The sequence below is a fragment of the Pseudomonas sp. Z4-20 genome (genome assembly GCF_051131955.1).
GTDB classification, from domain to species: Bacteria; Pseudomonadota; Gammaproteobacteria; order Pseudomonadales; family Pseudomonadaceae; genus Aquipseudomonas; species Aquipseudomonas marvdashtae.
In genome coordinates, this window is record NZ_CP071641.1 from 1,784,475 (window position 1) to 1,797,509 (window position 13,035).

Sequence of the window (13,035 nt, forward strand, 5' to 3'; positions counted from 1 at the left end):
GTCCCTAAAGAGGTAGGAGATGGCCGATGTTTAAGTATTTGTTTCGCCGCAACTTGAAAGAAGCGGGCTAGAGCGGTTGCCGGATTTTTACTCGACATGTGTAGGACAAAGCGCTGGCCGCTCCCTGAATAATTTGGGGGTCAGCCCATATATTCCTGATCCAACAGAATCGCGCTGTCCAAAGTGTCCAGCAGCGCCTTGCGGACCTTGAGCTTGGTGTTCTTGTGCGCCGTCATGTTGATCTTCTTCAGCTGGCGCGCCGCCTCCAATGCCGCGGCTTGCAACTCGTCGGCCGAGACCACCTTATCAAGGAAACCGGCGTCCACGGCACTCTGCGGATTGAACATCTCTCCATTGATGACCGAGCGGTGAAAGGCAGACTTGCGCAAGCGATCGCGGGCTAGCTCGATGCCGGCGTGGTGCATGGTCATGCCGATTTGCACCTCGTTCAGGCCGATTGTGAACGGCCCGTCTACACCGATGCGGTAATCCACCGACAGCAAAAGGAACGCGCCCTTGGCCACTGCATGCCCCGAGCATGCGACGATGACGGGATAGGGGTGCGACAACAGGCGACGGGCCAGGGTGGAGCCGGACGCGACCAGGCTCACCGCCTCCTTGGGTCCGGCGGTCATCACTTTCAAATCGTAACCGCCGGACAGAATACCCGGCTGCCCGGTGATGATCACCACTGCGCGATCGGCCACCGCCTGGTCCAGCGCGGTGTTGAACGCGATGATCACGTCAGGCGAGATAGCATTGACCTTGCCGTTGTTCAAGGTCAGAGTCGCAATACCGTCGTCGAGGTGGTAGGCAATCAGGTCGCTCATGGCGCTATTCCTTGTAAGAGAAGTGGAGCAGACGTTACCCACCGCCGCAGGCCAGGTAAAGCGCCGTGACTGACTCGCCGGTCAGCCGCGCTCCCGACAAACAGCCCGGTCCGCCCGGCAGGCCGCGCCTGCTTCTATAGCGCAGCAACCAGACAAAGCCAGAGTTTGGCCGGTTTGCCATGCCTCGGCGCGTTTGAAATGCCAGCCAGCCTTAACCACATGAAAATTCTGAAAAAAACCTTTGCCATCGGAAAAGCTTTCGACTACATTAGCGCGCCTCGACAGACTGAACAGTTTGCCGAGACACGGTGAAGTGTCCGAGTGGCTTAAGGAGCACGCCTGGAAAGTGTGTATACAGGAAACTGTATCGAGAGTTCGAATCTCTCCTTCACCGCCACATTCTGCAAACACAAATCCCTGATTTTCCTAGAGAAAGTCGGGGATTTGTGGTTTTTGGTATCTGAAAAAAGGAGATGTGGGACCCATGGTGGGAACGGCGATAGGGCGTTCGCCCATCAGCCCAAGACGGAATGGGGGTTTATGCTCCCTCGCTCTGGATTCTTGACGGTTGGAAGCGTCCATTTAAGCTGTGCAGAGGGTTAAGAAATGTCACGTAGAGCCTGGTACGAAGGGGCCGTGGTCGCAATGACCACATCCTAGTCTTAGGTATCCATGAAATCATCAGTGCGGGTCCGACGTATTACCGGAGCGGCAGCATTAACGTGATAGGCGAAAGCCCAGGGCACGGTATAAACCCAGCATATTTGGCATAGAAGTCTGATAGCCGCTCATTAAGCGGATGCACGATCATAGCGGTAGAACCAATGGTGGCAGACGCGGTGATCGCCCTCTCGATCGCATCCTGCAGCAGGTCAATCGCAAAGCCTTGGCCTTGAGCCGCCAAAGTGATCCCCATCCGCCCCAACAGTGTCACCGGATGCACGCTTGGCGAGTTGCGTTGATGGCTCTTTGGGACAACGTTTTCCCGGGCTATCGATCCGCTGGATAGGGTGTAGTACCCCGCCACGACAGGCGTATCCTTACGGCAGACCACATAGACCACGGCCTGTTTTGCGACCTGAGCTTTGCGGGCATGCCTTTGAAGATAATCGTTGATCGACGCCACGCCAGAATCGAATTCATCCAGGATGTGTTCGTCGTTCAGCTTTTCGGGAGCCCTCAGCTCCACCGTTTGGGCCTTTCGAGAAGTTGATGTAGACACTCGTTACCTCGAATCGGGTTGGCTTCCATTGCCTGTTCAAATGCGTCAAATGCCACGTCGTCGAGAAGGAACAGGCGCTTATCCAAGATGACTTCCTCTGCTTTCTGACAAGCAGCCTCCAAGATAAAGCTGGTTCGATCACGACCGGACATGGCAGCAGCCAGATCGATCAGGTTCCGTTTTTTTTCGTCCGCTCTCATGTTGATGGGAACGGGCTTTGATCTTTCAACATTTTCAATATTTACGGACATGTGATTTCCGCCTTGGATACGTTCCAGTACTGCGCTTAATATGATCTCTCGTTCGAAAGATCTAACGTTCAAATTGAAGCCGTGTTGGGGCTCCAAATGAATGCTATACCTACGTATAGCTATTGTCTATACGTGTGTATCGATTGGCTATACGGTCTGCCTCCTTGACAACCGCCGCCCAACCCACTCCGCGACCTGCGTAACGACGGCGTTTCCGGCACTGAAAGCCTCCCCAAGCTTGGCCGCATCCAGCCTGAGGCAAAACCCATGTTTTGTGGTTTTCGGCGTCCGAAAAAGGGCGATATGGGAAAATCCAGGACTGGAATGTTTAACGCGGCTCAGCGATATCCAACGCCCTATTTGCTAGCAGTCCATTGTCAGAATAGCCAATCAAAAAGCACCACTCGGCCACCGTAATGTCTACCGCCCATACGGACCCAACGGCCAGGATACTCCATGACCCACCCCCGAATCGGCTTCGCCTGCCAATACCGGCACCCAGATCGCGGCCTTTCAGTCAGCGCCTTGAAAGCAATCGAAAGCCCATTAAATCCTCGCACCACGACGTTGCGCTGGATGGACGGCGTCGCTCCCCAGGTCGCCCGCGACAAGCTACTGGAAGTGGTCGCCCACAATCTCGACGCGCAGTTGCGCCTGATCGCCTACGTTGCCGAGTTGCCGCCTACTCTGCGCATGCTTCGCCTGAGCAGCGACCTGCTGCCGTTCTACAGCCATCCGAAAGTGCGCGGGTTTTATCGGGACCCGGTTATTCAACGTCAACTTGAAGAGCGTTTCGCTGCGATTGGCGAGGTGGCGCGTTCGGCGGATGTCCGATTGTCTTTTCACCCTGGCCAATACTGCGTGTTGGGTTCGGATAAACCATCGGTGGTGGAAAACAGCATCGCCGAGTTTGAATACCACGCCGACATGATTCGCATGATGGGCTACGGACGGCGCTTCCAGGATTTCAAATGCAACGTGCACATCGCCGGGCGCCTGGGAGGCGAGGGGATTCGTGGGCTCTGGCCGCAACTGACGGAAGTGGCACGCAATTGCATCACGTTTGAAAACGAGGAGAAGACTTACGGCGTGGATGATTGCCTGCAACTCGCTGACCTTGCCCCCGTCGTGCTGGACATCCATCACTGCTGGATCAACGAGAACGATTACATCGCGCCGGACTCCTCGCGAGTCGATCGCATCATCGAAAGTTGGCGTGGGGTTCGGCCCACCATGCATTACTCACAGCCTCCGGAGCGCCTTCAAGAGTTGGGTTTCGATGCAGACCGCAAGCTTGAGATGGAGGTATTGTTGAAGGCCGTTTCCAAACGTGATTTGTACGGCCACAGCGATCGGATGTGGAATGGCTGGACGAACACCTACGCGCTTGGGTTCCTGGACCGTTTCGACATTATGTTGGAGGCGAAAGACAAGAACCTGGCGGCGCAAGCGTTCTATGAAAATGTCGCGCGGCCATATCTTGATGCATTGTCCACTTAAGCGAACTTCAGGCCACTGAACAGCATCATGCAACCCCACAGCAGTATCGGGCAAAAGCTTAAGGGCACATGCCGGTAAGGTTCTTCCTGAAGACCCTCACCCACTCAATTGCTATGAGGAGCATCATGATGAAATGGATGAGTTTGGCTTGGCGCGTCCAGGTTCTCGCTTTGTCTTTAATATTTTCAACGGCCCACGCCTGGGCTTCGCAGAATACTCAAAACACCAACACGGATCTGGTGCGCCAGGCATTCGCTAATTGGCAGCAAGGCAAGGGCACAGTGTTCGATCTGCTGGCGCCAGATGCCAAATGGACCGTGGCCGGCACGAGCCCCGTTTCGGCTGTCTACGCCAGCAAGGCTGAGTTGGCCCAAGCCGTGCGGCCAATTACCGCGAGGCTGGCAACGCCAATTGTCCCTACGGTGCGCAGTATCGTTGCCCAGGGCGATGTCGTGGCGGTTCTTTGGAATGGAACGGCCACGGCGCTGGATCACAAACCCTACGACAACACCTATCTGTGGCACATGACGTTCAAGAATGGCCAGATCGTTGAAGTGACGGCTTTTCTGGATACCTACGCCTTGGACGACCTCATGCGACGGGTGAAACCCGCGCAGTGATGGCCTGTCGGAAACCGCGTGCTGGGCTATATTGTTCGAGCGCCCGTTTGATGGGCGCGTTGCCAATTCCCTTGCGCAACGCGCCCTTTCTGTTTGAGCCCCCGCCGCTTGCGCCTTTGAAATCTTTCCACATATGAATGCTCCCGGCAGTCATCAAACAGAAGTTGTGAAAAAACACAACAAGAGTACCATCGGCCCGAAGACAAGGACGCCCATGGATATACTCACACCATCACGTTTTGGCGACGCTGCGATTCTCTACCCAAACGATAAGGCTGGGCTTGATCGTTGCCTGCGCATTTTAAGGATGGCGCGCCCCAAAGGGTTCTCGGACCTGCAAAAGCTTTTCGGTGTGCACGGTGTCGACTTGTTCAAGCCCAGAGCTGCGATGAATTGGGTGGTGATCGACGTGGGTGGCAATAATCTGAGGGTGATAGGCGGAGTCAACTTCACCCGACAGAAGTTCTACGTCAAACACATCTACACGCATGCTGATTACGACGTTGCCAACATCTGGTATGCAAGAAACAAAGGGGTAAGACGATGAGCGCAGCCCGGACCGACTTTCAAACCGTGATCGCTACGCTTGGCGAGCTACACGCGGTACTGGATCGCCTGCGCGGTGAGTTTGTGCACGGCATCAAAACTCCTGCCGACTATAAGCGTGCGACGGACTTGCTCGATGCGCTCACCGATGGGCACGAGCTGAACAGAACCGAAGAGAGAATTCTCGTTGAACTTGAGGATGAGATCCTGGCCTACCAGAGCGACTCCGACCAGTTTCGCGAATCGAATGCCGCTTTTGAGGCGACCTGCACGCCTGTACAGCTGATCAAGGACCTTATGGAGACGGTCGGGCTCACCGGTTCAGACCTCCCTGAAATCGGCGATAAAACGGCGGTGTCCAAAGTGCTCAATGGCGATCGGCCTATCAGTCACAAGATGGCGTATGCGCTGGCCGAACGATTTGCGATGGAGCCGAGTGCTTTCTTGACCGCAGGCTCGATAGAGGCGGCTCATATCGAAACTGTTCGTCTTCCCGTCGGTAAAACTTCAGCGTATCACCGCTTTCGCAACGACCCGTTGACCGCCCATTCAGTGAAAGAGCCCAGCGCTGGTGAATACAAAGTGGTGGCTTCGAAGGGCCGCAAAAAAACAGTCGAAGAGCCTGACAAAGGGTAGGGCAGTCATCTGCTGATTAAGGGCCGGGGCCAGTTGACGACTCACGGGAAGTCAGGATGATACGCACCCCCATCACCACCCCAACCAACACGGCTGCGAGACCTGACGCCTCCAGGAGTGTCGGCAGCCGGCCATGAAACCCCAAGCCGAGTAACGTCGCGAACAATGACTCCAGGGCGATCAACTGCCCGGAAAGCACCATGGGCAGGCGCCGGGACGCGGCGTTCCAGGCCCAGGCCCCGACAACGGATGACATCAGCGCAATCCCCAAACCCCAGAGGTATAAATCCCCTGCAACGGAAACACCAAAACCCAGGCTCGGCAGTTTGAGCAGGTCGAGCGCCTGTACCGCCGGCAGCAAGCACAAGGTGCCGATTCCGGCGCCAACCATCATGAGGCCGGTCCACGCGCCTGATGCGTGGGCTGGCAGCGTTAGCAGGGCGTGTTGGTTCAGCCAACTGAATACGAGCCACAACACCACGGCACCGATTGAAAACAATAAACCCAGCAGCCAGGTACCGTCGCTTGCAACGGGTTGATGGATTGCGCCCAGGTTCGACAGCAGAAGTCCAACCGTCAAGAAAACCAGCGGTATCGCCAATTTGCGCCATGGCAGGGTTTTGGTCGTGGCGTTGCCCAGCAGTGCCAGCAAGACCGGCACCATGCCAATAAAGGCCGGGGTCAGCACCGGCCCGCCGAAGATGATGCCGGCGGCGATGCAGGCGCTATAGCCCAGGTAGCCGATCACGCCCAGGCCGGCGGCCAGAAGCACCTGATCGCGGCGCAGCAGACGAAGCTGGGCCCGATAGAGCAGCACGACACCCAGGCCCAGGGCACCGGCGATCAAGAATCTTACGATCAACAAGTCATAGATCGTGTAGGCACCGGTGACGTAAGGCGCAATGAAGTTCAACGCCCAGCTCAGCGTCGCGACCACGGCGAGGGCCAATCCGACGATGAGATTTGAGCGGGGCTTCACTATCACGCTGGTTCCCCGATACACCACCAATGAACGTCGACTTCATCATCGCACTGGGTTACGTCGTGCCCATGCTCGATGAACGATTCGGGCACATCCAAGGCAAGTTTGTCGCTCAAGCGTAGCGGTGCAAGAGCGTTGTGCTGTCCCAAGAATCTCAAGTAATAGTCACGGTCATAAAACACCGTAACTTCACTTTGGTGGACCCAGGGCCAAGTCAGCAGGCAGGCAACGCGGTAGTACCCTTGGCTACGATCCGCTGCACGAGAAAGATGGGCGGCAGCTTCGAGCAACTGTTGGATACAGAAAGCCTGCACTTCGATGTGTGCTTGTGGACCTTGTACGAGCGAATCGATGACGGGGATTTTCCAATGCGCGTAGCGTTCGCTTTCATGACGGTGAGGGTAGAAATGGCCGTCAAATGTCGCGGCCCAGCGCTCCAGCGAGCGGAGACGGCGGGGGATACCTCGGAGTTTTCTATCGCTGAGGGCAATTTGTCGCAAGGCGATGTCCTTATACGGTTCAATGGTACTGAGCGCCTCCAGTGTAGGCCGCGAAACGATGTGATTGGCCTTCGCCGTGGTTGGATGTGCAACTTGGTTTTTCCGACCTACGCTGGCAGCATCCGCTCCGCAGGACGCCATAACGTTAAAAAAGGAATTCACCTTGGACCCCATCCCCGCCTTCCAAACCCGCCGCCTCATCCTCACCCCCCTTGAGCTGACGGACGCACCAGCGATTCAACAATTATTCCCACACTGGGAAGTGGTTCGCTACCTCGACTGCCGCGTGCCCTGGCCTTACCCGGATGATGGCGCGCTGACGTACGTGCGCGACCATGCGCTCCCCGCTGTCGCCGCCGGGCGCGAGTGTCACTGGATGATCCGTATTTCAGGGGATCCGACACGGATCATCGGCAGCATCCATTTGTACGACGAGCCTGGCAACAATCGAGGTTTCTGGCTGGCCCCAAAATGGCGGTAGGCTTCAGCGGCGATTGGCGTCCAAATCCGTTAACGACGATGTACAACAGCGGACCGATTGATACGAAGATGGCCGTTATCAGGATGTAGGGCAGCAATGATATGAGCGACCTGCCTTTCAAGCGAGTGTCCCGGTACATCCAGATGCATGCCATGCAAGCGAGTAGATAAAGATCGATGACGACCTGCGCGGTGTCCGGGCGAGACATGAGCCCGAGTCCGAACGCCAGGAGCGATTGCTCGGCGAGCAACACAGTACTCGCCGTGTACATTGAAAAAAGCAGTAGCGCGATAAGTGCAACGTAGGGTCTTTTCACTTTGCCTCCTTGGACTCGTTCATGATCAGTGGAAGTAGGCTAGTGATTCGACCGTCATGGTTTCAATGACCTCTGAGGTCATCGACGCCGCTCACCCTGCAATGCCAGAGTCAACGGATGACCAGTCGACCTTTCTCTCGAACAACGCCGCCAACCTCGGCCGGAGCGCAACTACGTCACTTGCGCCAACAGGCCGGACTGAGTCAGTTGGACTGCGCACTGATAACAGGGCTATCTCAGCGTCACCTTAGTTGCATCGAGACGGGGCGCGCGAAGCCAAGTCCCGGCACTCTGCATAACTTGTTGACCGCCCTGGATGTACCGTTGGAACGATGCAACGACATCTTCCTCGCCAGCGGCTACGCCCCTCGCTACGAAACGACACCGCTCACATCATCGACGATGGAAGTGGTGCGTGATGCCATTGAACACATCCTTCGCGCCAATAACCCTGCGCCGGCGATTGTCTTGGGGGCTCAATGGGACATCCTTGGCGCCAACGCCAGCGCGGGAGTGTTGTTCGATCTGGTTGGCCTTGCCAGAAACGCAGAAGAGGGGCTCAACCTCTTGGTGACACTGCTGCAACCCGCTGGCTTGGGCGATCATTTGAGTAACGCCGAGGAAATAAGACTAGTGGCTTGGCAACGAGCATCCAGGGAAGCCTTGAGTAATCCAGCGCTGGCTGAGATTCTGAAGAGCCTGCCGGCCCCAGACAGCGCTGCGGCCCTGGCTGACGAACTGCCTCCGCTGTTGCTGACACGAGTTGATTCTTCCCAGGGGGAGCTGCGGTTCATGTCGACGTTCACTACGTTTGGCATGCCGCTCGACATCACGATGAGTTCATTGCGTATCGAGCATTTGATTCCTGCCGATGCCAAGACCTGGGAGGTCATGGCCAAGGCGTATGAGCAGACGCAACAGAAACAATGATCAAGGAAGAACAATGGTTCATCTAGTAGAAGCGGCCGTTAAAACAGGGCGAGTCGATAATTCAATCTCCAGCAGAGCGTTTACATGCAACTGAGCTTTCAAAAGATGCATGCCAATGGCGACGACTTCGTCATCGTCGACGCGCGAAACGCCGTTAACCCAATGACAAGTGCCATGGTCAAGCGACTGGGTAATCGGAACCGGGGCGTGGGCTTCAACCAACTCGCAGTGCTGCTCGATTGCGACGATGCTGATGCGCGCGTGATGTTCTGGAACGCAGATGGCTCCGCGCTGGACGTTTGTGGCAGCGCGACGCGAGGAGCGGCGGACCTGCTCATGCGCGCAGCAAATGTCAGGTCGATAACCCTGCGCACCAATCGCGGTTTGCTTACCTGCAAACGTACGCCAACCGGCGACATTTCCGTCGACATGGGCGTGCCGCTTTTCGGCTGGTCGGACATTCCCTTGGCGCAAGAGCTGGACTCCACTGTCTTGCCACTGGCCGGCAGTCCAGCCGCATGCAGCATGGGAAATCCCCACTGCACCTATTTTGTCGATGATCTGGCCAGCGTTGATATCGCGAAGATAGGACCGGCCATCGAAATCAACGCACTATTTCCACTCAAGACCAACGTTCATTTCGTCCAGATCATTGATCGCACACATATTCGGTTGCGCATCTGGGAACGCGGGGCGGGTATTGCGCTGGGCTCAGGTTCTTGCTCTTGTGGCGCGGCTGTTAATGGAATTCGTCGTGGTTTGTTGGACGGTTCCGTCGAGGTTGAATGTGATGGCGGAAGCGTGACGGTGCAATGGGATGGTGTTGGCTCGGCCTTTCTTATCGGGCCGGTGGAGGCGAGTTTTTCGGGAACGATGAGTCAAGGCTGAGTCGGTAGGCTTTCCACCCCGACATAGCAAGGATCCGCAGGAGGTTCAGCTTGCTCGCCAACGCGGCAGCGAGTTACACACGGTCTTAATATTTACACACTGCGTGGCGAGGGAGCTTGCTCCCGCTTGAGTGCGCAGCGCTCACAAAAGGGGCTGCTGCGCAGCCCAGCGGGAGCAAGCTCCCTCGCCACAGGTTGTCGGTTTGCAGGCTTATTTGGCGGGCAGGCTTATAAAGTGGAACCTGCCGGTGCCGCATCCAATCGACGGGCAATCACATCCATCACATCACACCCATCACGCAGCGGGATGCAGCACAGCTGTGCCAGGTCTTGAAGGGTCGCGGGATCGATGGTCAGTTCATCACGCATCGCCTCTCCAAGAATTGTGTGGCGGCACGGATTCGGTAGGCTGCTGAGTCGAGCAGGATGTGTAGTGGGGCGGTGGTATCATTGCCATGGCCGTAAGTATCTGAGCTGTATGCCTTACAACTCAACAAGCCCGCTACTTACATCAGGGCCAAATCCCAACGATATGTAGGATATTTCTGTAGCCTCATTGCCCGTGTCTGCCCCTCACCCCCCATTTGCCCCTCCGGCGCATCCCACAATCCAATCGCGCATTCCCACACAGCGGGGGATAATACGGCCCTGCTTGGGGTTACAAGCGCTATCCTCGTTGGTATTGGCGTCTCAGAAGGATCGAACGCAATGACAGATTGGCTCCAAAGCTACGGAGAAATGGTTGAGCGGGTCCGCCGCCATCCTTGGGAAGGCACGCCGCTCGGGGCGCCTGGGCAGTGGCCCGATGTGCTGAAGACCACGGTGGCGCTGAGTCTTGCTTCCCATTTTCCCCAGGCGATCATCTGGGGCCCCGAGCTTGTCACGCTTTACAACGATGCGTTCCTGCCCATCCTCGGCAGTAAACCCGACGCGCTGGGCCGGCGATTCGATGAGGTCTGGCAGGAAGCCTGGAGCGAGATCGCTCCGATCATGCAGGCGGCCTTTGAGGGGCAAGCCACCTTTATTGAAAACTTCCCGCTGGTGATTGAGCGCGGTGGTGGCCCTGAACGGGCCTATTTCACTTTCTGCTACAGCCCCATTCGTGACCAGTTCGGCAAGATCGTGGGTGTGTTGGATACGGTCACCGAGACCACCTCCACGGTGTTCATGACTCAGCGGCTCGCCGTGCTTGATGCCATTGGCAGCGCCGTGGCGAATGCCACCGACCCGCAGACCATCATGGCGATCACTACGCGCATTCTGGCGGCGCACTTGAACTTGTCCAATTGTGCCTACGCGGACATGGATGAAGACGAGGACGGTTTCACCATTCGCGGCGATTGGGCGAGAGCCGGGTCGCCGAGCATCGTCGGACATTATCGACTGGCGGATTTCGGTCGACTGGCCGTCACCAACCTGCGGGTCGGCAAGCCATTGGTGGTGAACGATAACCTGGCGGAACTCGAGCCGGAGGAAGCGGCAACCTTCCAGTCGATTGGTATCGCAGCCACCATTTGCGTTCCGTTGATAAAGGACGGGCGTTTGACCGCACTGATGGCAATCCACGATAGAACGCCTAGGGTCTGGTCTTCCAACGATCTGGCGTTGCTGATGGAAGTCACGGAGCGATCCTGGGCCCACATCGAGCGTGCCCGTGCGGACGCCGCGGTGCGTGAAGGCTTGGCCGCGCTGGCTGAATTGAATGCTACCCTGGAGCAACGGGTCGAGGAACGCACCACGCGGCTGAAGCAGACCGAAGCGGCGCTTCATCAGTCGCAGAAGCTCGAAGCCATAGGCCAGCTCACCGGCGGTGTAGCCCACGATTTCAATAATCTGCTGACAATCATCCGCTCCTCCGTCGATTTCCTGCGTATGCCCAATCTGTCTGATGAGCGCCGACAGCGCTACATGTCAGCTGTTGCCGAGACGGTGGAGCGCGCGTCGAAGCTGACCAGCCAGTTGCTCGCGTTTGCCCGCCGCCAGCCTTTGAAACCGGAAGTCTTCGAGGTGGGCAAGCAGGTGCAGAGCCTGGGGGACATGCTGGAAACCGTGACGGGCGCCCGAATACCCGTCAAGGTCGAGCTGTGTGACCGGCCTTGTTATATCCGCGCTGATTTAAGCCAGTTCGAAACGGCCATCATCAACATGGCGTTGAACGCCCGGGACGCCATGAACGGCCAGGGTACGCTGTGGCTCAGGCTCAATTGCGGTGCCGGCATACCGCCGATCCGTGGCCATGCCGGGGCCGCGCAGGCTTTTGCTGCCATCGCCCTGGAGGACACAGGCACCGGGATCGCTCCGCAGATACTCGAACACATCTTCGAACCGTTTTTCACCACCAAGGAGGTGGGCAAGGGTACGGGGCTGGGGTTGTCCCAGGTGTTTGGTTTCGCCAAGCAGTCGGGTGGCAACGTCGACGTTTCCACCGTTGTCGGAAAGGGGACCCTGTTCACCTTGTATCTGCCGGAAGTGGAAGTTGAAGAAGTGCGTTTACCTCCCATGGAGGAAACCCCGCAGTTGAGGTTGGAAAAAGGCCGACGGCGGGTATTGATCGTGGAAGACAACCTGGAAGTGGGGCGTTTCGCCAGTCAGATTCTGCAAGACTTGGGGTACGAAACGGCCTGGGCGACCAACGCTGAGCAGGCACTGGAAATGGTCGGCCAGGATGCGATGGCGTTCGATGCGATATTTTCCGACGTCCTTATGCCTGGCATCAGTGGCATTGCGCTGGCCAGGCAGCTGCGCCAGTGTCGCCCGGACCTACCCGTGGTGTTGACGTCTGGCTACAGCGAAGAGTTGGCTCGTAGCGGGCATGAGGGCTTCGAGTTTTTGTCCAAACCCTATTCCGCCGATCAGGTTTCCCGTGTCTTGAGCCGGACGATGCTGGGCGCCGAATGAATGTTTTCTTTTTGAAACAGCGCGTTCCATTCGTCGGTCAAGGGTGTCAACGAACAGCCAGTCTGTTGATGACCGACTAGTCTCTTAGCCGTGAGGATCGATATTTCCAGGCGATCGTTTGTTGCCGGTATCGACCTTGATGAAAGGGGAAATGCGATGGGAGCACCGTACAGCGAGGAAAACGGAGCCGCGTATCCGGTCAACGAAGGACTGCAGTGTGGCCAGTCGGCGTATCGGGCAGACTTTGGCGATGAGCCAATCAGGTCCATCAGGACGAAGGTTGCCAAAGTGCAGCGAGGGGAAAGGGCCAAGTTTTTGCCCAAGGTTCCTATCAGGAAATAACGTAAGCACAGCCCCGTCACCGAATGGGGCTTTTTTTTGCAGAGAATTGGACGTTTCGTAAATATTTTTAATCTTTTTCCTACAGACAATTGCT

At 56.8% G+C, this 13,035-nt stretch carries 13 protein-coding genes, 1 tRNA gene and 2 pseudogenes; 9 read left to right on the forward strand and 7 right to left on the reverse strand.

Going from position 1 to position 13,035, the window contains the following annotated elements:
- Window positions 1-140: 140 nt before the first annotated feature.
- Window positions 141-830: a crotonase/enoyl-CoA hydratase family protein gene (locus J3P82_RS08335; RefSeq protein WP_434562161.1), complete on the reverse strand. Its 690-nt coding sequence runs from the start codon at window positions 828-830 to the stop codon at window positions 141-143.
- A 307-nt stretch (window positions 831-1,137) separates the two neighbouring features.
- Between J3P82_RS08335 and J3P82_RS08340 the strand changes: the two genes are divergently transcribed.
- Window positions 1,138-1,227, forward strand: a tRNA-Ser gene (locus J3P82_RS08340).
- A 303-nt stretch (window positions 1,228-1,530) separates the two neighbouring features.
- Here the strand turns inward: J3P82_RS08340 and J3P82_RS08345 are convergent.
- Window positions 1,531-2,052: a hypothetical protein gene (locus J3P82_RS08345; RefSeq protein ID WP_434562163.1), complete on the reverse strand. Its 522-nt coding sequence runs from the start codon at window positions 2,050-2,052 to the stop codon at window positions 1,531-1,533.
- Window positions 2,010-2,303 (reverse strand): DUF1778 domain-containing protein, encoded by a 294-nt coding sequence (locus tag J3P82_RS08350; RefSeq protein ID WP_434562165.1) that lies wholly within the window; start codon window positions 2,301-2,303, stop codon window positions 2,010-2,012. Before J3P82_RS08350 ends, J3P82_RS08345 begins: the two co-directional genes overlap by 43 nt.
- A gap of 456 nt (window positions 2,304-2,759) precedes the next feature.
- Here J3P82_RS08350 and J3P82_RS08355 point away from each other — a divergent pair, with 456 nt between their 5' ends.
- The 4 genes from J3P82_RS08355 (at window position 2,760) to J3P82_RS08370 (ending at window position 5,605) form a co-directional block, all read left to right on the forward strand.
- A complete protein-coding gene (locus J3P82_RS08355) occupies window positions 2,760-3,803 on the forward strand; it encodes a UV damage endonuclease UvsE (protein ID WP_434562167.1) in 1,044 nt (347 codons plus the stop codon).
- Between the two features lie 137 nt (window positions 3,804-3,940).
- Window positions 3,941-4,423 carry a nuclear transport factor 2 family protein gene (locus tag J3P82_RS08360; RefSeq protein WP_434563750.1) on the forward strand — a complete coding sequence of 161 codons (483 nt, stop codon included), beginning with the start codon at window positions 3,941-3,943 and terminating at the stop codon, window positions 4,421-4,423.
- 214 nt (window positions 4,424-4,637) lie between these two features.
- Window positions 4,638-4,970, forward strand: coding sequence for a type II toxin-antitoxin system HigB family toxin (locus tag J3P82_RS08365; protein ID WP_434562169.1), 333 nt, complete (start codon window positions 4,638-4,640; stop codon window positions 4,968-4,970).
- The gene (locus J3P82_RS08370) at window positions 4,967-5,605 is read left to right on the forward strand and encodes a helix-turn-helix domain-containing protein (RefSeq protein ID WP_186640673.1); all 639 of its coding nucleotides are present in this window, start codon (window positions 4,967-4,969) and stop codon (window positions 5,603-5,605) included. The genes J3P82_RS08365 and J3P82_RS08370 overlap by 4 nt, the downstream gene beginning before the upstream one ends.
- Before the next feature lie 16 nt (window positions 5,606-5,621).
- Here J3P82_RS08370 and J3P82_RS08375 read toward each other — a convergent pair whose 3' ends face one another.
- Both J3P82_RS08375 and J3P82_RS08380 read right to left on the reverse strand, forming a co-directional pair.
- Window positions 5,622-6,587: a DMT family transporter gene (locus tag J3P82_RS08375; protein WP_434563752.1), complete on the reverse strand. Its 966-nt coding sequence runs from the start codon at window positions 6,585-6,587 to the stop codon at window positions 5,622-5,624.
- Window positions 6,587-7,261: a DUF3916 domain-containing protein gene (locus tag J3P82_RS08380; RefSeq protein WP_434562171.1), complete on the reverse strand. Its 675-nt coding sequence runs from the start codon at window positions 7,259-7,261 to the stop codon at window positions 6,587-6,589. The genes J3P82_RS08375 and J3P82_RS08380 overlap by 1 nt, the downstream gene beginning before the upstream one ends.
- On the opposite strand from J3P82_RS08380, the pseudogene J3P82_RS08385 reads away from it, so the two are divergent.
- Window positions 7,251-7,565 (forward strand): annotated as a pseudogene (locus J3P82_RS08385) (GNAT family N-acetyltransferase); the annotation flags it as partial. The gene J3P82_RS08380 and the pseudogene J3P82_RS08385 overlap by 11 nt on opposite strands.
- On the opposite strand, the gene J3P82_RS08390 reads toward J3P82_RS08385, so the two are convergent.
- The gene (locus J3P82_RS08390; RefSeq protein WP_434562173.1) at window positions 7,495-7,884 is read right to left on the reverse strand and encodes a DUF2834 domain-containing protein; all 390 of its coding nucleotides are present in this window, start codon (window positions 7,882-7,884) and stop codon (window positions 7,495-7,497) included. The pseudogene J3P82_RS08385 and the gene J3P82_RS08390 sit on opposite strands and share 71 nt — an antisense overlap.
- 117 nt (window positions 7,885-8,001) lie before the next feature.
- On the opposite strand from J3P82_RS08390, the gene J3P82_RS08395 reads away from it, so the two are divergent.
- Both J3P82_RS08395 and dapF read left to right on the forward strand, forming a co-directional pair.
- The gene (locus J3P82_RS08395) at window positions 8,002-8,814 is read left to right on the forward strand and encodes a helix-turn-helix domain-containing protein (RefSeq protein ID WP_434562175.1); all 813 of its coding nucleotides are present in this window, start codon (window positions 8,002-8,004) and stop codon (window positions 8,812-8,814) included.
- 84 nt (window positions 8,815-8,898) lie between these two features.
- A complete protein-coding gene (gene dapF, locus J3P82_RS08400) occupies window positions 8,899-9,702 on the forward strand; it encodes a diaminopimelate epimerase (protein WP_434562177.1) in 804 nt (267 codons plus the stop codon).
- A gap of 227 nt (window positions 9,703-9,929) precedes the next feature.
- Here dapF and J3P82_RS08405 read toward each other — a convergent pair.
- Window positions 9,930-10,198 (reverse strand): annotated as a pseudogene (locus tag J3P82_RS08405) (short-chain dehydrogenase).
- A 211-nt stretch (window positions 10,199-10,409) separates the two neighbouring features.
- Between J3P82_RS08405 and J3P82_RS08410 the strand changes: the two are divergent.
- Complete coding sequence (locus J3P82_RS08410; protein WP_434562179.1) at window positions 10,410-12,599, forward strand: GAF domain-containing protein; 2,190 nt, start codon at window positions 10,410-10,412, stop codon at window positions 12,597-12,599.
- Window positions 12,600-13,035 lie beyond the last annotated feature (436 nt).